Annotated in this window: 18 protein-coding genes; 13 read left to right on the top strand and 5 right to left on the bottom strand. The window is 69.7% G+C overall.

The annotated features are described in order from the left end of the window. Positions 1-228: 228 nt before the first annotated feature. From ccoN to ACI6GS_RS03150, 13 genes are all read left to right on the top strand, one after another. The gene (gene ccoN / locus ACI6GS_RS03210) at positions 229-1,887 is read left to right on the top strand and encodes a cytochrome-c oxidase, cbb3-type subunit I (RefSeq protein ID WP_439816334.1); all 1,659 of its coding nucleotides are present in this window, start codon (positions 229-231) and stop codon (positions 1,885-1,887) included. Between the two features lie 12 nt (positions 1,888-1,899). Further along, the gene (ccoO, locus tag ACI6GS_RS03205) at positions 1,900-2,634 is read left to right on the top strand and encodes a cytochrome-c oxidase, cbb3-type subunit II (RefSeq protein WP_439816333.1); all 735 of its coding nucleotides are present in this window, start codon (positions 1,900-1,902) and stop codon (positions 2,632-2,634) included. Then, entirely contained in the window at positions 2,631-2,792 is a 162-nt protein-coding gene (locus ACI6GS_RS03200; RefSeq protein ID WP_439816332.1) for a cbb3-type cytochrome c oxidase subunit 3, read from the top strand. Before ccoO ends, ACI6GS_RS03200 begins: the two co-directional genes overlap by 4 nt. Continuing rightward, complete coding sequence (gene ccoP / locus ACI6GS_RS03195) at positions 2,785-3,726, top strand: cytochrome-c oxidase, cbb3-type subunit III (RefSeq protein ID WP_439816331.1); 942 nt, start codon at positions 2,785-2,787, stop codon at positions 3,724-3,726. The genes ACI6GS_RS03200 and ccoP overlap by 8 nt, the downstream gene beginning before the upstream one ends. Before the next feature lie 67 nt (positions 3,727-3,793). After that, positions 3,794-5,263: a cytochrome c oxidase accessory protein CcoG gene (gene ccoG / locus ACI6GS_RS03190; protein ID WP_439816330.1), complete on the top strand. Its 1,470-nt coding sequence runs from the start codon at positions 3,794-3,796 to the stop codon at positions 5,261-5,263. A gap of 1 nt (position 5,264) precedes the next feature. Beyond that, entirely contained in the window at positions 5,265-5,798 is a 534-nt protein-coding gene (locus ACI6GS_RS03185; protein WP_439816329.1) for a FixH family protein, read from the top strand. 2 nt (positions 5,799-5,800) lie between these two features. Beyond that, positions 5,801-7,966, top strand: a complete 2,166-nt coding sequence (locus tag ACI6GS_RS03180) for a heavy metal translocating P-type ATPase (RefSeq protein ID WP_439816328.1) — start codon at positions 5,801-5,803, stop codon at positions 7,964-7,966. A 21-nt stretch (positions 7,967-7,987) separates the two neighbouring features. Further along, on the top strand, positions 7,988-8,164 hold the full coding sequence (gene ccoS, locus ACI6GS_RS03175) for a cbb3-type cytochrome oxidase assembly protein CcoS (protein ID WP_439816327.1): 177 nt from the start codon (positions 7,988-7,990) through the stop codon (positions 8,162-8,164). An 87-nt stretch (positions 8,165-8,251) separates the two neighbouring features. Continuing rightward, on the top strand, positions 8,252-10,714 hold the full coding sequence (locus ACI6GS_RS03170) for a hypothetical protein (protein ID WP_439816326.1): 2,463 nt from the start codon (positions 8,252-8,254) through the stop codon (positions 10,712-10,714). Positions 10,715-10,817: 103 nt separating this feature from the next. Beyond that, a complete protein-coding gene (locus ACI6GS_RS03165) occupies positions 10,818-12,497 on the top strand; it encodes a class I adenylate-forming enzyme family protein (RefSeq protein ID WP_439816325.1) in 1,680 nt (559 codons plus the stop codon). Between the two features lie 235 nt (positions 12,498-12,732). Continuing rightward, the gene (locus tag ACI6GS_RS03160; RefSeq protein WP_439816324.1) at positions 12,733-13,944 is read left to right on the top strand and encodes a hypothetical protein; all 1,212 of its coding nucleotides are present in this window, start codon (positions 12,733-12,735) and stop codon (positions 13,942-13,944) included. A 69-nt stretch (positions 13,945-14,013) separates the two neighbouring features. After that, a complete protein-coding gene (locus ACI6GS_RS03155; protein ID WP_439816323.1) occupies positions 14,014-15,501 on the top strand; it encodes an MFS transporter in 1,488 nt (495 codons plus the stop codon). A 119-nt stretch (positions 15,502-15,620) separates the two neighbouring features. Beyond that, positions 15,621-17,024 carry an MFS transporter gene (locus ACI6GS_RS03150; RefSeq protein ID WP_439816322.1) on the top strand — a complete coding sequence of 468 codons (1,404 nt, stop codon included), beginning with the start codon at positions 15,621-15,623 and terminating at the stop codon, positions 17,022-17,024. Between the two features lie 18 nt (positions 17,025-17,042). Here ACI6GS_RS03150 and ACI6GS_RS03145 read toward each other — a convergent pair whose 3' ends face one another. From ACI6GS_RS03145 to ACI6GS_RS03125, 5 genes are all read right to left on the bottom strand, one after another. Then, positions 17,043-19,475 carry a sensor domain-containing protein gene (locus tag ACI6GS_RS03145; RefSeq protein WP_439816321.1) on the bottom strand — a complete coding sequence of 811 codons (2,433 nt, stop codon included), beginning with the start codon at positions 19,473-19,475 and terminating at the stop codon, positions 17,043-17,045. Between the two features lie 82 nt (positions 19,476-19,557). Further along, the gene (locus tag ACI6GS_RS03140; RefSeq protein ID WP_439816320.1) at positions 19,558-20,739 is read right to left on the bottom strand and encodes an adenylate/guanylate cyclase domain-containing protein; all 1,182 of its coding nucleotides are present in this window, start codon (positions 20,737-20,739) and stop codon (positions 19,558-19,560) included. Positions 20,740-20,809: 70 nt separating this feature from the next. Beyond that, the gene (purH, locus tag ACI6GS_RS03135; protein ID WP_439816319.1) at positions 20,810-22,372 is read right to left on the bottom strand and encodes a bifunctional phosphoribosylaminoimidazolecarboxamide formyltransferase/IMP cyclohydrolase; all 1,563 of its coding nucleotides are present in this window, start codon (positions 22,370-22,372) and stop codon (positions 20,810-20,812) included. Positions 22,373-22,436: 64 nt separating this feature from the next. Beyond that, on the bottom strand, positions 22,437-23,234 hold the full coding sequence (locus ACI6GS_RS03130) for a class I SAM-dependent methyltransferase (RefSeq protein ID WP_439816318.1): 798 nt from the start codon (positions 23,232-23,234) through the stop codon (positions 22,437-22,439). Then, a complete protein-coding gene (locus ACI6GS_RS03125) occupies positions 23,231-24,457 on the bottom strand; it encodes a lipid II flippase MurJ (RefSeq protein ID WP_439816317.1) in 1,227 nt (408 codons plus the stop codon). The genes ACI6GS_RS03130 and ACI6GS_RS03125 overlap by 4 nt, the downstream gene beginning before the upstream one ends.

Genomic DNA, 24,457 nt, shown 5'->3' with positions numbered 1-24,457 from the left:
GCCATCGCAATTCCACCATATGCGTGTACCGGGCGTGCGAATTGTCTACATTGACAACCATGTCATCGCGCCGACCTCCGGTGTGGCCGGGGGGACGCAGTGACCGATGCCTGGGGGGTGCGGCGGGGCATGGGGCGGGGCGGTCGCATTCCGACTGACCCAAATCAATGAACCCGCTTCCATTCGGTCGCTATCTCCTGGGCCAGGTGTCGGAACGGGGCCCGATCAATGGACGCACTAGTCTTGAAGACCTTCGGCTGGGTATTCATCGCCTTCGCGGCGGTGTTTGCTGTGGCCGGGGCGGCAGACCAAGGGTTTGCCATCCACATGGCCATCGTGGCGCTGGCCGCGATGCTGGCGGCGCTGGGAACGGCGCGCAGCGGCCGGGTCGATCCCGTCACGCGGGCCTTCCAGTCGGCCCCCCAGCGCCCCGACCTCTATTATGACGAGGTCATCCGCTGGGGCGTGATCGCGACCGTCTTCTGGGGCGTTGTCGGCTTTACCGCGGGCCTCTACATCGCGCTGCAGCTGACCTTTCCGCAGCTGAACCTGGGGCTGGAATACACCAGCTTCGGCCGCCTGCGGCCGGTGCACACATCAGCCGTGATCTTTGCCTTTGGCGGCAATGCGCTGATCGCCACCAGCTTCTATGTCGTGCAGCGCACCTGCCGGGCGCGCTTGGCGATGCCCTGGCTCGCCCGCTTCGTCTTCTGGGGCTACCAGCTGTTCATCGTGCTGGCTGCCACGGGCTATGTCCTGGGCATCACCGCGGCGCGCGAATACGCGGAGCCGGAATGGTACATCGACCTGTGGCTGACGGTCGTCTGGGTCGCGTACCTCGCCGTCTATGTCGGCACGATCCTGCGCCGCAGCGAGCCGCACATCTACGTCGCGAACTGGTTCTTCCTGTCGTTCATCATCACGATCGCCATGCTGCACGTGGTGAACAACTTGGCCATTCCGGTCAACCTGCTGGGCTCCAAGTCCTATTCGGCCTTTGCCGGCGTGCAGGATGCGCTGACGCAGTGGTGGTACGGCCATAATGCCGTCGGCTTCTTCCTGACGGCCGGCTTCCTGGGCATGATGTACTATTTCGTGCCCAAGCAGGCGGAGCGGCCGGTCTATTCCTACCGCCTGTCGATCCTGCACTTCTGGTCGCTGATCTTTCTCTACATCTGGGCGGGGCCGCACCACCTGCACTACACGGCGCTGCCCGACTGGGCGCAGACGCTGGGCATGGTGTTCTCGATCATGCTGTGGATGCCGTCCTGGGGCGGCATGATCAACGGCCTGATGACGCTGAACGGCGCGTGGGACAAGATCCGCACCGATCCCATCATCCGCATGATGGTCTTCGCGCTGGCCTTCTATGGCATGTCGACCTTCGAAGGGCCGATGCTGTCGATCAAGGCAGTCAACTCGCTCAGCCACTACACCGACTGGACCATCGGCCATGTGCATTCCGGGGCGCTCGGCTGGAACGGCATGATCACCTTCGGCGCGCTCTACTACATGGTGCCGCGCCTGTGGGGGCGCAGCCGGCTGTACTCGCTGCGCATGGTCAACTGGCACTTCTGGCTGGCGACCATCGGCATCGTCCTCTACGCGTCCGCCATGTGGGTCGCCGGCATCATGCAGGGCCTGATGTGGCGCGAATACGGGGCCGACGGCTACCTGGTCTATGCCTTTGCCGAAGTCGTCTCGGCGATGAAGCCCTACTACCTGATCCGGGCGCTGGGCGGCGTTCTGTACCTGGCGGGCGCCCTGGTCATGGTCTGGAACATCTGGATGACGATCGCCGGCCACCTGCGGGCTGAGGCGCCCTTGTCGGATGCTCGCTTCGATCCCGCCAAGGACCGCCCGCTGGTCCCCGCGGCCGCGGAATAAGGGGACATGCCCATGAGCACAACCGTGTCCGCCCACAAGCGGATCGAGAAGAACGTCACCTTGCTGGCGGCCCTGTCGTTCCTGGTCGTCGCCATCGGCGGCATCGTGGAGATCGCCCCCCTTTTCTGGATCGACTCGACGGTCGAGAAGGTCGAGGGGGTGCGCCCCTACAGCCCGCTGGAACTGGCGGGGCGCAACATCTACGTGCGCGAAGGCTGCTACAACTGCCACAGCCAGATGGTCCGTCCCTTCCGGGACGAGGTCGAGCGCTATGGCCCCTACAGCCTGGCGGCCGAGAGCATGTACGACCACCCCTTCCAATGGGGGTCGAAGCGCACCGGCCCGGACCTCGCCCGCGTCGGCAACCGCTATTCCGACGAATGGCACGTCCAGCACCTGGTCAATCCGCAGTCGGTGGTGCCTGAGTCGATCATGCCGACCTATGCCTTCCTGCGGGAGCGTCCGCTGCGGGTCGACGACATGGCCGCCCACCTGCGGGCCCAGCGCCGGGTCGGCGTCCCCTACACGGACGAGCAGGTCGAGCACGCGCAGGCCGACCTGGCGGCGCAGGCCGACCCGGATGCCGATACCGACGGCGTGCTGGCCCGCTATCCCAAGGCGCAGGCCCGCGACTTCGACGGCGATCCCCGGCGCCTGACCGAAATGGACGCACTGGTCGCCTATCTCCAGATGCTGGGCACGCTGGTCGACTTCAACGCGGCCAAGCCGCAGGAGCAGGCCCAATGACCTATGACGCCCTGCGCCATTTCGCCGACAGCTGGGGCCTGGTCTTCATGACCGGGTCGTTCCTGGCCCTGATCGGCTGGACCTTCCGCCGCAAGGCCCGGGCGGACCACGCCCGCGCCGCCACGATGATCTTTGACGAGGAGCGCCACGATGCCTGAAGACCAGGTGATCGGGGGACAGACGACGGGTCCCGGCAAGCGGATCGACGAGAAGACCGGGACCGTGACCGTCGGCCACGAATGGGACGGGATCGAGGAACTGGACACGCCCATGCCGCGCTGGTGGCTGTGGACGCTGTACGCCACCATCGTCTTCGCGATCGGCTACATGATCGCCTATCCGGCCTGGCCGCTGGTCGACAGCGCGACCAAGGGCGTGCTGGGCTGGACCAGCCATGGCGAGCTGGAGCAGGCACTGGCCGCCGACCGCACGGCCAAGGAGGCGGTGCGCCAGCAGCTGGCCGCGACGCCGGTCGAGCGGCTGGAGCCCAACTCCCCCCTGATGCGCGCCGCGGTCGAGGGGGGACGCTCGGCCTTCAAGGTGCATTGCGTGCAATGCCATGGCTCCGGCGCCGCGGGCTTTGCCGGCTATCCCAACCTGAACGACGACGACTGGCTGTGGGGCGGCAATATCCGCGAGATCCTGACCACCATTACCAACGGCATCCGCCAGCCGGGCAATGACGACACCCACCTGTCGATGATGCCGGCCTTTGGCCGCGACGGCATCCTGACCACGGACCAGGTGCGCGACGTCGTCGCCCATGTTCGCGTCATCTCGGGCCAGGACCAGGCGACGGAGGCTTCGGCCCGCGGCGCCGCGCTGTTCGGGGAGAACTGCACCGCCTGCCATGGCGCGGACGGCAAGGGCGACCGCAACCAGGGCGCGCCGAACCTCACGGATGCGATCTGGCTCTATGGCGGGGACGTGCCGACGCTGATCCAGACCGTGACCAATGCCCGGGCCGGCGTGATGCCCGCCTGGAACACGCGCCTGGACGAGGTCACGCTGAAGATGCTGGCCGCCTATGTGCACTCCCTGGGCGGAGGCGAGGCCCTGCCCTTCGACCCCGTGCCCGTCCCCACCCAGTAGGCCGCCGGCATCCAGAAAGCGGCGCGGGATCCTTCGCATCCCGTGCCGGTCCCCTGAGGATCACATCATGTCCGTACCCGACAGCGTATCCAGCCCGGAGGCGCCCCACCTGTTCGAGGCGCGGCGCCAGATCCATCCCCGTTCGGTCGACGGCGTCTATCGCCGGCTGAAATGGGCGATCATGGTGGTGACGCTGACCATCTACTATGTCACGCCCTGGCTGCGCTGGGACCGCGGCCCCTATGCGCCGGACCAGGCGGTGCTGGTGGACCTGGCCAATCGCCGCTTCTTCATGTTCTCGATCGAGATCTGGCCGCACGAATTCTATTACGTGGCCGGCCTTCTCATCATGGCGGGCGTCGGCCTGTTCCTCGTCACCTCGGCCGTGGGTCGCGCCTGGTGCGGCTATGCCTGCCCGCAGACGGTGTGGACCGACCTGTTCCTGCATGTGGAGCGCCTGATCGACGGCGACCGCAACGCGCAGATCAAGCTGGAACGCGGGCCCTGGACCCTGGACAAGGTGGTGAAGCGCGCCGCCAAGCATTCGGCCTGGCTGCTGATCGCCCTGGCGACCGGCGGCGCCTGGATCTTCTATTTCGCCGATGCGCCCACCCTGGCGCGCAGCTTCGTGAGCGGGGAGGCGCCCTTCGTCGCCTATGGCACGGTGATGACGCTGACGGCCACGACCTACATCCTGGGCGGGCTGCTGCGCGAGCAGGTCTGCATCTACATGTGCCCCTGGCCCCGCATCCAGGGCGCCATGATGGACGAGCAGTCGCTCACCGTGACCTACAAGCACTGGCGCGGCGAGCCGCGCACCCACGGCACCAAGCGCACGGCAGTCGACCTGCCCGCGCAGAAGGTCGGCGACTGCATCGACTGCAATGCCTGCGTCGCCGTCTGCCCCACGGGGATCGACATCCGCCAGGGTTCGCAGATCGGCTGCATCACCTGCGGCCTGTGCATCGACGCCTGCGACCAGGTGATGGAGAAGCTCGAGCGGCCCACTCGCCTGATCGGCTACACCACGTCCCTCGACTCCAGCCTGGCCATCGCGGGCAAGCCCACCATGCCCGCGCTGAAGCGCCTGCTGCGCCCGCGCACGCTGGTCTACTTCTCGGTCTGGGGGGCGATCGGCCTGGGCATGCTGTTCATGCTGGGCCAGCGCGACCGCATCGACATCCACGCCCTGCAGGACCGCAATCCGACCTGGGTCCGCCTGTCGGACGGCAGCATCCGCAACACCTATACGATCAACGTCCGCAACATGCAGAACCGGCCGCGCACGATGGAAATCAGCCTGGACGGCCTGGCCCAGGCGCAGTTGTGGGCCGAGGACGGCACGCGCGAGCGGGCCGGGCGCAGCGTGCAGGTGACCGTCCCGGCCGACCAGGTGGCCAAGACCCGGCTGTTCATCGCAGCGCCCGCCATGGGCGAACCGCGCGAGGCGCTGGCCTTCGTCGTGCGCGCGCTGGACGAGGAAGGCGGCGAGGCCGCCGACGAGAGCTTCTTCGAACGCCCGGAAGGAGGACGCTGAGATGAGCGCACACGTCGCGCATGGCCGCTTCACTGGCTGGCACATGACCGGGATCCTGGTCGCCTTCTTTGGCGTGGTGATCGCGGTGAACCTGCTGATGGCAACCTTTGCCGTGTCGACCTTCGGCGGCAAGGTGGTCGAGAACTCCTACGTCGCCAGCCAGAACTTCAACGCCTGGCTGGCCCAGGCCCGGGCCCAGGACGCCCAGGGCTGGACGCTCGACGCGGGGCTCGACCCGGAGCGCCGGCTGATGGTGCAAGTCCGCGCCGCCGTGCCGGTCGAGGGCGCCCGGGTCCAGGCCGTCGCCGCGCATCCGCTGGGCCAGGAGCCGGACCGCGCCATCGTCTTCCACCGCACCGCGGAGGGCGCCTTCCTGGCGGAGGAGCCGCTGCCGGAGGGGCGGTGGATCGTGCGCCTCAGCGTCCAGGCCGGCGCGAACGAGGCACGGTTCGTCCGCGACGTGAACACCCGCACCGGTGCGACCTGGGATCCCGCCGCAGCCGGCGGGGACGGGCCCGCGCCAGGAACGCCCTGACCATGAACGCGCTGGCAAGGCCGCCGGAGGCGGCGCAGGCGGCGGCGGTCGCCCTGTTCAACGTGCCTGGCATCCATTGCGCCGGCTGCATCGCGAAGATCGAGCGGAGCCTGAAGGCCGAACCGGGCATCGTCGACGCCCGCGTCAACTTCACCACGCGCCGCGTGAGCGTCGCCCACCTGCCGGACATCGACCTGGCCGGGATCCATGCCGCGATCGAGCGCACCGGCTTCGCCGCCGAGCCCTTCGCGGGAGAGGCGCAAGCGCCGGCGAACGCCGAGAGCCGGCGCCTGGTCAAGGCCCTGGCCGTGGCCGGCTTCGCGGCGATGAACATCATGCTGCTGTCCGTCTCGGTCTGGTCGGGGGCGGATGGCGCGACGCGCGACCTGTTCCACCTGCTGTCGGGCATCATCGCGCTGCCCACGGTCGCCTATGCCGGGCGGCCGTTCTTTGCCAGCGCCTGGGCCGCACTGCGCCAGCGTCGCACCAACATGGACGTGCCGATCTCGATCGGGGTGCTGATGGCCTGCGGGATCAGCGTGTACGAGACGGCGACCAGCGGCCCCCACGCCTATTTCGACGGCGCGGTGATGCTGCTGTTCTTCCTGCTGGCCGGGCGCTTCCTGGATAGCGTGATGCGCGCCCGGGCCCAGGACGGGGTCGCCGCCCTGATGCGGCAGACGGCGTCCGGGGCCTTCGTCCGCGCGCCCGACGGGACGCTGGCCTGGCGCAAGGCGGACGAGCTGGCCCCCAACATGCGGATCAGCGTCGCAGCGGGCGAGCGCCTGGCCGCCGACGGCATCGTGGAGGAGGGGGCAAGCCAGCTCGACCGTGCGTTGATCACCGGCGAAAGCCGGCCCGAGCCGGTGGCACCGGGCGCCCGCGTCCTGGCCGGCACGCTGAACCTGGACGCGCCCCTGGTGGTGAAGGTGACGGCCGCCGGGCCCGACACGGTGATCGCCGACATCGCGCGCCTGATGGAGGCGGCGGGGCAGGCGAAGTCGCGTTACGTCCGCCTGGCCGACCGCGCCGCGCGCTGGTACGCACCGGCCGTGCATACGCTGGCGGCGCTGGCCCTGGTCACCTGGCTGGTTGCGGGGGCCGGCCTGCACCAGGCGATCCTGATTGCCATCGCCGTCCTGATCATCACCTGTCCCTGCGCCCTGGGCCTGGCCGTGCCCGTGTCGCAGGTGGTTGCGGCGGGCGCCCTGATGCGCGCCGGCATCCTGATCAAGGACGGGTCCGCCCTGGAGCGCCTGGCCGAGGTCGACACCGCGCTGTTCGACAAGACGGGGACGCTGACCCTGGGCCGCCCGGTCCCGGTCGGCGACCTGGGTCTGGCGGCGGCGGAAAAGCCGGCGGCGCTGGCGCTTGCGCAGGCCAGCCGGCACCCCCTGTCGCGCGCGCTGGCCCAGGCCCTGGTGGCGGATGGCGTGGTGCCCGCAACCCTGACCAATATCCGGGAAGTCCCTGGCCAGGGCGTCGAGGGCATGGCGGCGGACGCATCCGGTGCGTCCCGCCTGGTACGCCTGGGCCGTCCGTCCTGGCTGGGGCTTCAGGACCTGCCCCCGTTGCCGGGCAGCCTGGTGATCGCGTTCCGGGCCGGCACCGGCCCGGTGCGCGTCGTGCCGTTCGACGATGCGCCGCGCCCCGACGCCCTTGCGGCGCTGGAGCGGGTCAAGGCGCTCGGCCTGCGCCCCGTGATCCTTTCCGGCGACCGGGCCGAGGCGGTGGAGGTGCTGGCCGCCAGCCTGGACGTGGAGGGCCATGCCGCCCTGCTGCCCCAGGACAAGGTGACGGCGATCCAGCGCCTGGCGGCGGCGGGACACCGGGTCGTGATGGTCGGCGACGGCCTGAACGACGGGCCGGCGCTGAAGGCGGCCCATGTCTCCCTGGCGCCATCCTCGGCCAGCGACGTGGGCCAGACCGCGGCCGACATGCTGTTCCTGGGCGACGGCCTGATGCCGGTACCGCGAGCGGTGGCGGCGGCCCGGCGGACGATGCGCGTGGTCCGGCAGAACATCGCCCTTGCCATCGTCTATAATGTCGTCGCGGTGCCGCTGGCCTTTGCCGGGCTGGTGACGCCGCTGGTCGCGGCGCTGGCCATGTCGGGTTCGTCCCTGATCGTGGTCGCCAATGCGCTGCGCCTGCGCCGTGCCGCTCGCTGAGGTGACGGAGGAGCCCACGCCATGACCGGTGTCGCCGTCCTTATCCCCATCGCGCTGGGCCTGGGCCTGGCCGGCCTGGCCGCGTTCTTCTGGGCCATCCGTGCCGGACAGTTCGAGGACCTGGATGGTGCCGCGGTCCGCATCCTGATCGACGACGAGACGCCCGCGCCGCCACCAGGCGCCGACCGGCCAGCCTGATCCTTCGGCCCGGCCCGGCTTGGCCCGGCGCTGGGCCTGCGTATAGGCTGGCCGCCGGGCGCAGGGGCAAGGCGGGGCGGGCGATTCGTGACACGTGAGGCTGGGGGTCTGAGCGTTGGCGACGGGCCTGCCCCGTCCGGCCTGCGGCGCCTGTCGTTCTACGCGGGCCTGTTCGTGATCAGCGCCGCAATGCTGATGCTGCAGATCGCGGAAACGCGGCTGTTCTCGGTCATCACCTGGTACTATGTCGCCTTCCTGAACGTCAGCATGGCGATGTTCGGCCTGACCAGCGGGGCGCTGCACGTCCATCGCCTGGGGGCGATCGATCCCGCCTCGCTCGCCGGGCGGCTGGCCAATGCCGCCGCCGGATTCGGCCTGACGGCGGCCCTGGCCGTCGTCATCCAGACCAGCGTGATCGTGACCGAGGTCGGCTCCGTCAACAGCATCGTCAGCTGGATCGCGCTGGCAGGGTCCGCGGCGCTGCCCTTCTACTTCGCCGGGATCGCCGTTTCCCTGGCACTGACGCGCAGCGGCCTGGGCGTCGGTACGGTCTATGCCGTCGATCTGGTCGGCGCCGCGGTCGGTTGCCTGGCCGTGATCCTGCTGCTGGACTACCTGGACGGTGCCTCGGCCCTGCTGGGCATCGCCGCCGCCGGGGCGATCGCCGCGGTTCTGTTCGCCGCCGGCGGGCCGGTGCCCCGGGGGCAGCGGGCACGGCTGGCAGCACTGGCCGTGGTGCTGGTCGCAGCCACGGTCGCCAACCAGGCCAGCCGCACGGGCCTGCGTCCGCAGATCGTCAAGGGCGTGCTGGAGATCGGTGCGAACCGCCCGGTGTTCGAGGACTGGAACAGTCATTCGCGCATCAGCGGCGGCGCGCCCTTCCGCGGCCCGGCCGAGATGTGGGGGCCGTCGCCCCACCTCGTGCCCCTGCCGCAGGTCGAGATGCGCTCCCTGATCATCGACGGGTCCGCGGGCACGGCGATGTACCGCTTCGACGGCACGCCCGAGTCCGTCAGCTACCTGCTGGAGGACATATCCGGCCTGGCCTATGTCGTGCCCGGGCGCCGGACTGCCGCGGTCATCGGGGTCGGCGGCGGCCGCGACGTGCTGACGGCCAAGCTGTCCGGCATCGCGGAGGTGACGGGCGTCGAGCTCAACGCGATCTTCATCCGGCTGCTGACGGCAACACCCGGCTTCACCGACTTTGCCGGGATCGCGGCCCTGCCCGGTGTCACGCTGGTGGTGGACGAGGCGCGAAGCTGGTTCGCCCGGACGACCCAGCGCTTTGACATCATCCAGATGAGTCTGATCGACACCTGGGCCGCGACCGGCGTCGGCGCGTTCACCCTGTCCGAGAACGGGCTCTACACGGTCGAGGGCTGGACCACCTTCCTGGACCACCTCGCCCCGTCGGGCCTGTTCACGGTCAGCCGCTGGTACAGTCCCGGCTACGTGGACGAGACGGGGCGGATGATCAGCATCGCGGTCAGCAGCCTGCACGCCCGCGGCGTGACGCGCCCGGCCGACCACCTGTTCATGGCGACGACGGGCCATATCGCGACGCTGGTCATGTCGCCCCAGCCCCTGGCCGCCACCGACCTGGATGCGCTGCAACGGGCGGCGCGGGACAAGGGCTTCAAGGTCGAGATGGCCCCCGGCCGGCCGCCCGATTCGGCCCTGCTGGCGGCGATCGTCGCCTCGCCCGACGACGCCAGCCTGCTGGCCGCCGTCCGTGACAGCTTCCTGGACCTGACGCCGTCGACCGACAGCCGGCCCTTCTTCTTCAACATGCTGCGCCTGGACCGCCTGGGCGAACTCATCGCCCACCGCGACCGGGCGCAGGCGCAAGGGGTGTGGACCGGCAACCTGATCGCCACGCTGACGCTGATCGTGCTGGTCGCCATTTCGCTGCTGTTCGTCGTGCTGGTCATCGTCGATCCGCTGCGCCAGGTGGCGCCGCGCAGCGGCTGGGGCCTGGCGGGGGGCGGCACCCTGTACTTCGCGGCCATCGGCACCGGTTTCATGCTTGTGGAGATCGCCCTGCTGCAGCGGCTGGGCACCTTCCTGGGCCATCCGGTCTATGCGCTGAGCGTCGTGCTGTTCAGCCTGATCCTGGCGACGGGCATCGGCTCGGCCGTGTCGGAGCGGGTGCGCCTGGTGCGGCCCGTCCACGTCGCCCTGTGGGCCGCGCTGACTGTCCTCTATGTCGCCACGCTGCCGCTGTGGCTGCCCGGACTGCTGGCCGAGCTGGTGGCGCAGTCGTTCATGGCCCGTGCGGCGGCCTGCATCGCGGTGCTGTTCCCCGGCGGCTTCCTGATGGGCATGGCGTTCCCGACCGGCATGCGGCTGGTCACGGCACGCGATGCCAGCCTGACGCCGTGGCTGTGGGGCATCAACGGCGCGGCCGGCGTCCTGGCCGCCGGCATGGCCGTGCTGATCAGCCTGGGGGCCGGCATCAACGCCACGATGTGGGTGGGGGCAGCCTGCTATGTGCTGACCATTCCGGCAGCGCTGCTGATCCTGCGCGGGCGCGCGCCGCGACCCGCGTGACGGCAGCGCCGCAATCCGGGCTTCCCTGGATCCCCATAAAATGCTCTGAAGACGGCAACGAAGGGATCTGTGCGGCAGCATAAGCCGCAAGGGAGAGAGACACATGGCCACGCGCGCCGAGGTGATCGCGGACCTGACCCGCGAGGGCACGTTCGAGCTGACAACCGATCATTCCACCGGCTGGCCGCGCCGGGTCTACCGCAACGCGCCGCCTGCCTTGCGCGATATCTTCCTTGGCTCCCAGGCCTTTGGCGACAAGCCCTTCCTGGTCTTTGCGGGCGAGACGATCAGCTTTGCCGAGCACTATCGCCAGGTCGCGGCCCTGGCCAGCTACCTGCACGCGCACGGCGTGCGCAAGGGCGACCGCGTCGCCATCGGCATGCGCAACTATCCCGAATGGGCGGTCAGCTTCTGGGCCGTGCAGGCGATCGGCGCGATCAGCGTGGCGCTCAATGCCTGGTGGACGGCGGCCGAACTGGACTATGCGCTGAGCCATTCCGGCTCGTCCGTTCTGCTGATCGACCATGAGCGGCTGGAGCGCATCCAGCCCCTGCTTCCGGCCCTGAAGCCGAAGGCGGTCATCGTCGCGCGCAGCCCGTCCGACGATTTCGCCGGCATCGGCTTCGACCGCGTCATCGCGGGTGGCGACGGGACCCTGCCCCAGGTGGAGATCGGGCCAGAGGATCTGGCGACCATCCTCTATACCTCCGGTACGACGGGGCGGCCAAAGGGGGCGATGGCCACCAACCGCAACCATGTCACCAACATCTTCAACACGTTGCTGAACGCGACCGTGGCGCGCCTGATGGCCGGCCTGCCGGAGCCGGGGCCGGATGCGCCGCAGCCGGTCATGCTGCAGACCTTCCCCTATTTCCACATCGCGGGGCATACCGGCCTCTACATGGCGACCGCCACGGGGGCCAAGGTCGTCCTGATGTACAAGTGGGACCCGCTCGAGGCGGTGCGCCTGGTGCAGGAACATCGGATCAGCGGCCTGGCCGGCGTGCCCATCGTCATGCGCCAGCTGCTGGAGGCGGCGCGCGCCAGCGGTGCCGACCTGTCCTCGGTCCTGTCCATGGGCTCTGGCGGTGCGTCGGTCCCGCCCGACCTGATCCGCGAAATCGGCCACCGGTTCGAAGCCAAGGTCTCCCCCGGCAACGGCTATGGCCTGACCGAGACGACCAGCGCCGTCGTCGCCAATGGCGGCCAGGACTACCTGGACCACCCCGACAGCGTGGGCCTGCCCATGGCCACGGCCGATATCCGCGTGGTCGACGACAATGGCAACGACGTGCCGGATGGCACGATCGGCGAGATCTGGTGCCGCGGCCCCAATGTCATCCCCGGCTACTGGAACAACCCGGAAGCGACGGAGCAGGCCTTTGGCGGTGGCTGGTTCCGCACCGGGGATCTTGGCTATCGCTCGGAGGAGGGCTTCCTCTACGTCGTGGACCGCAAGAAGGACGTGATCATCCGCGGGGGCGAGAACGTCTATTGCGCCGAGGTCGAGGCATTGCTGCTGGAACATCCGGCCGTGCGCGACGCGGCCCTGATCGGCCTGCCCCATGACGAACTGGGGGAGGAGGTCGCGGCCGTGATCCAGGTCGACGATCCGGCCCAGAACGAGCGCATCGGCCCGGAACTGGGCCGCTACCTGGCCGAGCGCCTGGCCCGCTTCAAGATCCCGACGCGCTTCCAGGTCGGGCAGGGCGAGCTCCCCCGCACCGCGACCGGCAAGGTGTTGAAGCGCGAACTCCGCGACCTGTTCGGCGGCAAGGCCTGAGGTTCGGCGGCGGCGCGGCACCTGATGCTTCGAGACAGCGACTGCGCCGCTTCCTCAGCATGACGTCGTTGGGAGAACAAGGGACCACAGCGTCAGGCTGGGGAGCCCCGCAGGGGCGTCTCGAAGCATCCGGTGCAACGTTCAGGTCGGCGAAATCACCGTCAGCCGTGCGCGCCATCGCTTGTTGTACGGCGCGGCTGCTTTATCGTGGCCGGGTCTTGTGGAGTATCCGACCATGGCCCGCCTGTCCCTTGTCCTGACCTTGATGCTTGGCACCAGTGCCCTGGCCGCTGCGCCCGCCTTGGCGCAGGCCGCGGCCGCAGGCGACGAGCCGCCCGTGCTGGCACGCGAGGCCCCGGCGACGCCCGCCGCCGCCGATGCCGGCAAGCCCGATCCCGGCGAGTTGTGGAAGCAGCTGCGCGAGCCCCTGACCGGCGTCCTGGAGAACCAGGAGGATCCGGGCTGGCTCCGCGCCATCCGCCCCGGCCGGGGCGAAGCACTTCTGAACGACGCGGTGGAGATCCTGGCCGTGGGCCGGGGCGTACAGCTGCGGGACGAGATCCGCAGCCGCCAGGCCCGCATCACCGAACTGCGCGGCCAGGTCTCGGAATGGCGGCTGCAGGTGCCGGCCGCGCCGCCGGCCTCCGACGGCGCCATGGGCCAGCTGTCGGACATGATGCGCACGACGCGCACCGACCTGGAGGCGAAGATCGCCACCGCCGAACAGGAAATCGCCGAGAACGAGACCCAGCTCGGCATCCTGAAGACGGAATTCCGCGCCTCGCTCGAGAAGCTGGGGATCAAGCTGGAGGGCGCGCAGGTCGACGGCCTGCTGGCCATGGCGACGGGGGACGACCTCGTCTCGCTCTATTCCGTCTACGACAACCTGCGGTCGGTGAACCAGACGCTGCTGCATGCGACCATCGCGGCGGACGAGTCGATCGAGACGGCCAAGCGCTATTACGGGCTCTATACCGTGATGGTCCAGCTGGCCCTGCACATGCACCAGGAATTCCTGGGCAAGGTCGACGAGCAGTACCTGCCCAAGCTGGAAGAGATCGTGGCCCAGACCCGCACGCTGAAGGCGGAGACGGAGATCGCCCTGTTGAACGAGAGCGATGCCCGGCGGCGCACGGTGCTTGAGCGCAACCTGGCGGCGCAGGACCTGAACCTGAAGGTGGGGGAGATCTATCGCCAGCGCCTGATCGACCAGCGCGCCCAGATCGAGGGCGCGATGGCACCGCTGGAGGCGGAACTGGCAACGGCGCAGAACACGCTGAAGACGGTGCAGTCGTCCAGTGCCATCCTGTCGATGATGCGCTCGTCCGGCGAAGGCTTCGCCGTCCTGATGCAGATCGAGATCCCGCCGCTGCGCCCGTTCGAGAACCAGGACATGCAGCGCGCGTTCGAGGACCTGACCCGCACCCTGCAAGGCCCCGGCACGTGACCTTGGGCAGCGCTGTCCCGTCCCTGGACCCCCTCCCCCCTTGCGGGCGAGGGACGGGATGGGGGGGCGTTGCCGCCTGGGCTTGCTTTCAGGGGTTCGTTGCGGCGTCGACGCCCCCCCATCCCAACCTTCCCACGCGAGGGGGGAAGGGCGGTTGGCTGCGCCTCCTCATGCTTCACCTCTAGGCCGGCACGGATGGGGACAGGGGACGTGGTGGTCGTCGCGCCGTTGCGGGCGCGGGTCGGCTGGATCATGTTCGACTGGGCGTTCCAGCCGTTCTTCACCGTCATTACCGCCTTCATCTTCGCGCCCTATTTCGCCAACCATGTCGTCGGCGATCCGGTGGCGGGACAGGCCCTTTGGGGTTATGGCCAGGGCATTGCGGGCGCCGCGATCGCCCTGATGGCGCCGCCCCTGGGCGCCATCGCCGATGCGGCGGGCCCGCGCAAGCCCTGGATCCTGGCGCTGGCCCTGCTCACCTTCGCCGGCTCCGCCAGCCTGTGGTGGGCGGAGCCGGGGCTGGGGGCGGGGGCCGCGGCGTGGGTCGTCGTCGCCTGCATCGTGCTGGCGACGATCGGGGCGGAGTATTCCGTCGTGTTCAACAACGCGATGCTGCCAAGCCTGGTGCCGCCGCAGCGGATCGGGCAGCTCAGCGCGATCGGCTGGGGCATGGGGTATCTGGGGGGGCTGGCCTCCCTGGGCATCATGCTGGCGTTCTTCGCCCTGCCCCAGGTGCCGGCGCTCGGCCTGGACAAGGCCAGCCACGAGCCGGATCGCTTTGCCGGGCCGTTCACCGCGCTGTGGGTGATAGTGTTCCTGGTGCCGCTGTTCCTGTGGACGCCGGACGCGCCGCATTCCGGCCTGTCGCGCGGGGGCGCCGTCCGCGCGGGTCTGGCGGAACTGCGCCAGACGCTGTCCAGCCTGCGGCAGTATCGCAACGTGCTGCGCTACCTGGTCGCGCACATGCTCTATATCGATGGACTGTCCGCCGTCTTTGCCTTTGGCGGCATCTATGCCTCCAGCCTGTTCGGCTGGAACGCCATGGCGCTCGGCATCTTCGGAATTGCCCTGATCGTGGTGTCGACCCTTGGTGTCTTCCTGGGCGCCGTCGCCGATCGGGTGCTGGGGTCCAAGCGGACCGTCACGCTCAGCGTCGTGCTGATCCTGCTCGCCACAGCGGGCATCGTGTCGATCACCGCCGATTCCGTACTGTTCCTGGTCGACGTGATGCCCCAGGCGCCTGGATCGGAGCCGGGCAATCCGTTCGACAGCACGGCCGAGCAGGTCTTCTTCGTCTTCGCCGGCCTGCTGGGCCTGGGCGGCGGGCCGGCCCAGGCCTCCAGCCGGACGCTGCTGGCGCGGCTGGCACCGCCCGACCGGCTGGGCCAGTTCTTCGGCCTCTATGCCCTGTCGGGCAAGGCGACGGCCTTCCTGGCGCCGTTCGCGGTTGCCGCCGCGACCGACCTGCTGGACAGCCAGCGCGGCGGAATCGCGATCATCCTGGTCTTCCTGTTGGGGGGCCTTGTCCTGCTGCAGGGCGTGCGGGCGCCGCGCTGACCGTTTGACCGGGGCGGGGCTGCGAATGGCCCCTGGTGCGGATCCCGTCGCTTCTCTAGGGTCGCGCCACAAACCGGGTCTTCAAATGGCCCATCGTGTCGTCGGGATGGAGATGCTGCATGGCGAATGTCGCCGCGTCGGGAAAGCTGGCCCCTGAATCGCTTGCCGGGGGGCCTGCCGCCAGTCCGGCCGGGCAGACGGGGTGGTTCCTCTTCCAGGGGGCCCAGGCGCCGTACTTCCTTCTGGTCAGCATCTATATCTTCGCCCCCTATTTCACGACGGTGGTCGCGGGCGACCCGGTGCGGGGCCAGGCACTGTGGGGCTGGGTCGTCACCGTCTCGGCCGTCATCGTCGCGGTCATCAGCCCGGTCCTGGGCGCCATCGCCGACGCGGGCGGCCGGCGCAAGCCCTGGATCATCGCCTTTACCCTGATCGGCATTCCGTTCATGTGCGGCCTGTACCTGGCCGAGCCGGCGATGGCCAACCTGTGGCCGGTCTTCCTCTGCCTGGTGGGCGCGGGCGTGGCGCTGGAGTTCGCCTCCGTCTTCTACAACGCGATGCTGCCCTTCGTGGCGACGCGCGACAATGTGGGCCGCCTGTCGGGTGCCGCCCTGGCCGCCGCCAATGTCGGCGGGATCCTGGTCTTTGTCGTGTTCCTGCTGGTGATCAACCCGGCCTTCTTCGGCTGGGACCGCCCCGCCCTGTTCGGCCTGGACGTGGCAGCGCACGAGCCGGAGCGGATCACCGGCTTCATCGGCGCGGCGTGGCTGCTGATCCTGGCCCTGCCGCTGTTCCTGCTGACGCCCGACACCCGGGCCAGCGGACTGGGCGCCATGGAGGCGGCGCGCACGGGTTTGGCGAACCTGAAGAACACGCTGGTCAAGCTGCGCCAGTTCCGGAACGTCGCGCTGTACCTGATCGCCCGCATGATCTTCAACGACGGCTGGATCATCGGCCTGTTCTATGGCGGCATCTACGCCGCCGGCATCTTCGGCTGGGATGCCGCGACACTGCTGCTCTATGGCATCATCATGTCGTTCGTCGCGGCGCTTGGCGGGGCCCTGGGCGGCGTGCTGGACGACAGGCTGGGGTCGAAGCGGGCGCTGATGCTGTGCCTGTGGGGCGGCATCGTCAGCTCGATCTTCATCCTGTCGATGACGCCGACGGAGATATTCTACTTCTTCCCCGTCCAGCCGGTGACGGGCGCCGGGACGTTCGGCACCCTGCCGGAGCAGCTCTACATCCTGTCGGTGATCTTTGGCGCGATCTTCATCACCGCGGGCATCGCCTCGGCCCGCACGATGATGGCGCGCATCTCGCCGCCCGAGATGATGACCGAGTTCTTTGGCCTGTTCGCGCTGAGCGGCAATGCGACGGCGTTCCTGGGCTCGGCCACCTATGCCGGGGTCACGCTGGCGACGGGCAGCACGCGGCTGGGCTTTGCCTCGTCCCTGCTGTTCCTGCTGGTGGGCGCCATCCTGCTCAGCTTCGTCAAGGAGGAACGGGCCGAGGCGCTGCACTGAGCGGCGCGCCGCCCGTCCTCAGGTCAGCAGGCGGCGCTCCGCCACCAGCCGGTCGAACGCCTCGACCGGCACGGCCGGGCTGAACAGGAAGCCCTGGTACTCCAGGCAGCCCAGACCGGCCAGGTAGCGCAGCTGCTCGACCGTCTCCACCCCCTCGGCCACGACCGAGAGGTGGAGGCTGTCGGCCAGCGATACGATGGTCCGGGCGATCGCCGCGTCCACCGGGTCGTCCAGCAGGTCGCGGATGAAACCGCGGTCGATCTTCAGCTGGTCCAGGGGCAGCTTCTTGAGGTAGGCCAGCGACGAATAGCCGGTCCCGAAATCGTCCAGCGAGAACTTGACGCCCAGGGACTTCAGCTCGTCCATCCGCGTGATGACATCGTCCGCGTCGTGCAGCAGCAGGCTTTCCGTCAGTTCCAGCATCAGCCGGTCGGGCGGTGCCCCGGTTCGCGCCAGGACGTCGCGCACCTGGTCGATGAAGGCCGGCAGCCGGAACTGCAGGGCACTGACATTGACCGAGAGGACAAGGTGGGCCGTGTCCGGCCGCTGGGCCCAGCGGACCAGCTGGCGGCAGGCCTCCGCCAGGGCCCACAGGCCGATGCGCGCGATCAGCCCGGTTTCCTCGGCCAGGGGGATGAACTCTCCGGGCGGGACCATGCCGCGCTCCGGATGGTGCCAGCGCAGCAGCGCCTCCGCCCCCACGATGCGCTGCTGCGGATCCACCTGGGGCTGGTAGTACAGGCGGAAATCCTGGTTCTCGGCCGCCTGGTGCATGTCGGCCTCCAGCTGCGCCCGGGCATCGACACGCGCCTGCATCACCGGGTCGAACAGCACGATCGCGTTCCGGCCGCCGGCCTTGGCCTGGTACATCGCGGTGTCGGCGCGGCGCAGCACTTCCTCCGCACTCAGCCCCTCTGGCCCGAACAGCGCAATGCCCATGCTGCTGGTGCAGTGAAAGGTCAGGGGCGGCTTGGCCGACGGATCGCGCATCAGGCCATAGGGCTCGCCCAGGACGCGCTGGATCCGCCGGGCCAGGTGCTCGGCCTGGAACGCCGGTTCGACGTCGCCGTCCAGGTTCTCCAGGATGACCACGAACTCGTCGCCGCCCAGGCGTGCGGCGGTATCGCTGCGCCGGGTGGCGGTCTCCAGGCGGGCCGCCACCTCCACCAGCAGGCGGTCGCCCATGTCGTGGCCCAGCGTGTCGTTCAGCGCCTTGAAATTGTCGATGTCGATCAGCAGCAGGGCGCCGTGGTCGCGCCGCCGGGCGCAGCCCGTTGCCGCATGGGTCAGCCGGTCCAGCATCAGCCGACGGTTGGGCAGGTTGGTCAGCGGATCATAGAAGGCCAGTTGCGCGACCTGCTCCTCGGTCCGCTTGCGGTCGGTGATGTCCTGGTTGAAGCCGACGCTGCCCACGATGCGGCCGTCGGTCCAGATCGGTGCAAGCAGGTTCTGGAAGATCCGGCGTTCGCCGTCGACCTCGTACTCGATCTCGTTGTCGACGATCTCGCCGGCCAGGACGCGGCGGTTGTTCTCGTCCCACTTGGCGCGGTCCTCGGCGCTCAGGCTGGTCTGGTCGACCGTGCGGCCCAGCAGGTCGCCCCAGTGCCGCACGACCTGGGCATTCTGCATGATGCACCGGCCGTCCAGGTCGCGTGCCCAGTATTCGACCGGGGTGTTGTCGACCACCGCGCGCAGCAGGGCGTTGCTTTCGCGCAAGGCGTCCTCCGCCTGTTTCTGAGCGGTGATGTCGCGGGACACCGTGATGAACCGGGGAATGCCGCTGCCATCGTCGGCGACCCGTGTCGTGCTGATCTCGAACCAGCGATTGCCGGCCGGCACGTCCAGGTTGATCGACAGCCCGCGCGAACGGCCGTGGGTCGCCGCCTCGCGCAGGGAGCGCATGCAGATGGCGGTCGGCTCCGGCGGCATCAGCTCGGCCATGGTCCGGCCGAGCATCCTGTCCAGCGGCGCGATCAGCAGGTCGTCCCGCGCCGAATGGCACTCCAGGTAGCGCCCGTCCAGGTCGAACTCGAAGACAAGGTCGGGCAGGGCGTCCAGCGTCGCCTCCAGGGCGCGCCGCCGGCGGTCCATGTCGGTGATGTCCAGGGCGATCCCCGACAGGCCGAAGACCTGCCCCTGCGCATCGCGAAGCGGCTGCTTGCGGATCAGGAAACGGCGCTCGCCCAGGCCATCGGGTGTGGTGATCGTCCCCTCGTAGGCGACGGGTGCCGCCAGCGCGGCCTGGTCCTGGGCCGCAAGCACGGCTGCGTTGGCGGTGGCGAACAGCATGGCGTCCGTCGCCCCGCGATAGTCGGCCGCCGGGTCCAGCATCAGGCCCAGCATCGCGCCATTGGCATGCGTGTAACGGCCGCCGGCATCCTTCGCGAAAAGGCCGGCGGGCAGGGTGTCGACAATGGATTGCAGAACCGGCGGATCGCCCCGGTCGATCATCAGCCCCCGCACCCCTCCAGGAACGCCATGCCCGCCAGCTAAGCACCGCAAGGATTAATAAACTACTTTGCGACGCGGCGGCTCAGAACGCGGGCTGCGGCAGGTTGCGGGCTGCGGGCTCCTGCACGGCGGGCTCCGGCACGGTGAACAATTCGCGCGGCTCCGCGACACCGCGCAGGCGATGGTGCCCCAGCGAGACAAGGGGTAATTGCGATCCGGCGGCAAAGGTCGCGGAGATGAGCAGGGGGTGGCCCAGCGGCTCGCACAGGGCCTCGATCCGGCTGGCCTCGTTCACGGCGGGGCCGATCGCGGTGAAGTCGATGCGGTCGGTCGAACCGACATTGCCATACATCACCGTGCCCAGGTGCAGCACGGCGTCCAGCTGCAGGATCGGGCTGAACGCCGCTTCCCGTCCCTGGTTGAACTGGGCGTTGCGCCGGAGGCAGGCCTTGGCCGCCTTCAGCGCCCGTGCGCAGACCGCCCTGGCGCCATCGGGCTCCAGCGGGAACATGGCGATCAGGCCGTCGCCCAGGAACTTCAGGACATGGCCGCCGCCGTCGTGGATCGGCGGCACCATCGCCTCGAAATAGTCGTCGAGGAGGGAGACGACCGCCTCCCCCTCCAGGTGGTCGGCCAGGGCCGTGTACTTGCGCAGGTCTGTCAGCAGGATGACGGCGGGCACGCGCTCGACAGCACCCCGCCGGGTCTGGCCCATCAGCACGCGGTGGACGGCGTCACGCCCCAGATAGGCGCGCAGCAGGCCCGTCGCCAGGTCGCTCATCGCCACGCGATAGGCGGCCAGAAGCAGGACTGGCAGGCCATGGTCCAGGGTGGCGATGTCCTGGCGGTCGAAGCCGCCCGGCTTGCGCGTGGTGAACGATGCGACGACGCCGGGCAGGCCCTCCACCTCGTGCGGGGGGCGGTTGTCGCGATCAAAGGAAGCGATGCGCGCGAAGTACTCCGTCACCCCTTCCTGCGCCAGGTCGCGCAGCATGGGAAAGCCCGGATCGTCGTCCATGGCGGACGACAGCTTGCGCCGGAACGTGGTCGCCCCGTTGACCAGCATGTAGTTGACGGGGCTGGCCAGGAACGGCTCGGTATCCTCGATCCCGTGGGCGAAGTTCTCGGCCACGGCGCCGCCATCGGGGTCCCAGGTGCAGGCCTGGACGCCATATTGCGGATGGCGCGCCGGCAGCATCAGGGCGACGCGCCAGATCGGCACGCCGCGTGCCGCCAGGCGGCCGCAAAAGCCGTCCAGCAGCACGGAAAGATTCTCCGCGATCAGCCCTTCCGAAGCGGTCCAGGCGATGAGCGCGGCATCCTCGTCAAAGGGTTCAATGTCGGAAATGGCGCACTCCGGTGAAGGCCATGGCGAGGCCCGCCTTGTCGGCCGCCTCGATCACCTCGTTGTCGCGGATCGACCCGCCCGGCTGAATCACGGCGGTGGCGCCTGCCTCCACCAGCACGTCCAGCCCGTCGGCGAAGGGGAAGAAGGCGTCCGACGCGGCGACCGACCCTTGCGTGCGCGGGCCGGCTTCGCCCGCCACGCGCGCGACGTCCTGGGCCTTGCGCAGGGCGATGCGGGCGGCGTCGACGCGGCTCATCTGGCCTGCGCCGATGCCGACGCTGGCGCCGTTGCGGGCGAAGATGATCGCGTTCGACTTCACATGCTTGGCCACCGTGAAGGCAAAGCGCATGTCGGCCAGTTCCTGCTCGCTTGGCTGGCGCTTGGTGACGACGCGCAGTTCGGCCGGGTCGAGCACGCCCAGGTCCGGCTCCTGCACCAGCAGGCCGCCGCCGATCGAGCGCACCGTCAGGCCCTTCTGCTCGGCCAGCGGCCCGGTCAGCAGCAGGCGCAGGTTCTTCTTCCGCGCCAGCACGGCCTTGGCCTCGGCATCGGCGTCGGGGGCGATGATCACTTCGGTGAAGATCTCGGCGATCGCGGCCGCGGTCGCACCGTCCAGCTTGCGGTTCAGCGCCACGATCCCGCCAAAGGCCGAGACGGGATCGCAGGCCAAGGCCTCGACCCAGGCCTGGTACTGGCTGGGGCCGGTGGCGACACCGCACGGGTTGGCGTGCTTGACGATGACGACCGCGGGCACGGCGGGATCGAACTCCGCGGCCAGCGCAATCGCGGCGTCCGCATCGTTCAGGTTGTTGTAGGAGAGTTCCTTGCCCTGGACCTGGACCGGCGGCCGGCCGCCGGTGCGGTAGAAGGCGCCCGCCTGGTGCGGGTTCTCGCCATAGCGCAGCGTCTGTTCCAGCCGCCCCGCAATCACCAGGCGGTCGGGGAAGCGGGTGCCCTGCTGCCCCGCGAACCAGGTGGAGATCGCGGCGTCATAGGCGCCGGTCGTGGCATAGGCCTTGGCCGCCAGGCGTCGGCGGGTGGCGAGTGTCGTGCCGCCCTTCTCCGCGATCTCGGCCAGGACGACCGGATAGTCGGCGGGATCGACCAGGACCGCGACCGAGGCATGGTTCTTTGCGGCGGAGCGGATCATGGCCGGGCCGCCAATATCGATCTGCTCGATCACGTCGTCATACCCGGCACCGCTGGCGACCGTCGCCTCGAACGGGTAGAGGTTGACGCAGATCAGGTCGATGGGGGCGATGTCGTGGGCCTGCATCTGGGCGACATGCTCGGCCAGGTCGCGGCGGCCCAGCAGGCCGCCATGGACGCGCGGGTGCAGTGTCTTGACCCGGCCGTCCAGCATCTCGGGCGAGCCGGTATGCTCAGCCACCTCGGTCACGGCCAGGCCGGCATCGGCCAGCGCCCGGGCGGTGCCGCCGGTCGAGATCAACTGGGCCCCGTGCGCCGCGATCGCCTGGGCCAGGGCCACCACGCCCGTCTTGTCGTGCGTGGAAAACAGCGCCCGCGTCACGGGCACGACGTCGCTCATACCAGACCCTTCCAACCTGCAGGATTCATCTTCTACCAGAGGACGCGCCGCCGCTCACCGCTCCTCAGACGGGCACGGCTTCGCACACGATATAGGGCGACGTGAAGCGATTGGGGCGCAGTGCACCCATGCTCTCCGCCGCCCAGAACGGCAGGGACGCCGCCCGCTTCGCCACCGCCAGGGGCAGGATGGCGCGCCCATGCTCCCACGAGCCGAAATTGACCACGCCCCAGTTCGCGGCCAGCCAGTGACGGCAGCGGACGACCCGCAGGCCCGCCGCGGCGTGGGCCGCCGCCAGGCTTTCGGGCGTGTGCACCACATGGATGTCGTAGATGTCGCGGTCGGCCAGGCGCTGCAGCGTGCCGATGGGGCCTGTCATGTTGGGGACCAGCGTGACCATCAGGCCTCCCGGTGCCAGGAAGCGGGAAAGCGCCCGCAGCGCGGCCACCGGATCGTCGAAATGCTCGACCAGGCCATTGGTCCACACCAGGTCGAAGCGGGTCAGAAGGTCAGGCGGCGGCGCGAACATGTCGCCCTGCACGATGGTCCCGTCGATTCCCGCCTTGGCCAGGACGGCACGCGCGGTGGCCACGCCCTCGTCCGAATAGTCGAGGCCGGAAACATCAAAGCCCCAGTAGCGCTTGAAATAGGGCAGCCAGCCAGAGCCGCCGCAGCCGATCTCGATCATCCGGCGGCCTTGCGTCGGGTGCCCGTCGAGTGCCGTGACGAAGCCCTCGTGCATGCGGCGGTAGATGTAGCCGAACAGTCCGGGCCGGCCGGGATCGGCCAGGGAGGGCACGCCCGTGCCCTGCCACACCTTGTCCCAGTAGCCGGGCTCGGTCCGGGGCTGCGCCTCACTCATGGCCGGGGTTCCGCCCGGGCGGCGCGGTCGGCCAGCGTGATTGCCGCCAGGCCCGCACCCGCAAAGGCGATGGACGTTGCCAGCGCGATACCGGCAGCGCCCCAGGGCCCCGCCAGGACCGCGTTCAGAACTGCATTGCCGGTCGCCATGCCCAGGGAGACGTACAGCACTTGGCCGTTGCGGCCAAGGGCTGCCAGCGCCCGCGAGCCGACCAGGAAGACCAGGAAGAACGGGACCTGGAGCAGGTAGGCCGACTGCACGGCGGCGACCGCGTCCGTCTGTGCCGCGTCGAAGGCGCCGCGCTGGTACAGCAGGGCGACGATGTCCCGGCTCCAGCCGATGCCGACGGCGGCGACGACGAAGCCGCCCAGTGCCGCGGCGCCGGCGGCCTGGCGCATCAGGGGGCGCAGTGGCCGGTCGGCGGCCTGGGCGGCCGCGAATTCCCGGGACAGGGCCAGGCCCAGGCCGATCAGTCCCACGCTGCCGATCAGCGAGACCAGGCGGTTGCCCAGCATCACCTCCGACACGGCGCCGGGTCCCAGGCTGGCCGCGGCCACCTGGTCGGCCAGCGGCACGCAGCCCAGCACCAGCCCGCCCAGGACCAGGGGACCCAGCCGCGCCATCAGGCCAGGAACGGGCTGGAAGGCCGCGCGGTCGATCCGCCATGTCGCCTGGGCCAGGATCGCCAGTTCCAGGCAAAGACCCGCCAGCGTCGCCCAGGCCAGCAGCGCGACGCCGATGCCACTGAAGGCCAGGGCGCCGACAAGCGCCGGGGTTGTCGCCGGCACCAGCGCCGGCAGCAGGCGCCAGCCGGCCCGCGTCAATCGCGCCGCGAGGTAGAGGCCAAGACCCGCCGGCACGATGGCGAGCGACAGCGGCACGATCAGGCCCGCCCCGGCCGGCGGGCCGGCGGCCAGGATCAGCGCAGGCCCGGTCGTCAGCATGGCCAGGACGGCCAGCAGGACCAGAGCCGCCAGTCCGTCGACGGCTCGCGTCGGCCGCCCGCCGGGCGCCTCCGCCATGGTGGCCGGGGCCACCGCCACCATCAGCCCGCCGATGATGAAGGTGGCGACCATGCCGGCGGCAAAGAACAGGTCCAGGTCGTGCCCGGCACCAAAGGCGGCCGCCAATGCGACGTCGCGCGCGAACGAGGCGGTCCGCGCCACCAGCGTGGCGCCGCCGATCACGACGGCGCTGCCGGCCAGGCGGCCCAGGGCGCTCAC

The sequence above is a fragment of the Zavarzinia sp. CC-PAN008 genome (assembly GCF_051903925.1).
Classification (GTDB): domain Bacteria; phylum Pseudomonadota; class Alphaproteobacteria; order Zavarziniales; family Zavarziniaceae.
Note: the sequence above shows the minus strand (reverse complement) of the source record. Positions and strands in the feature narration are given on the sequence as shown.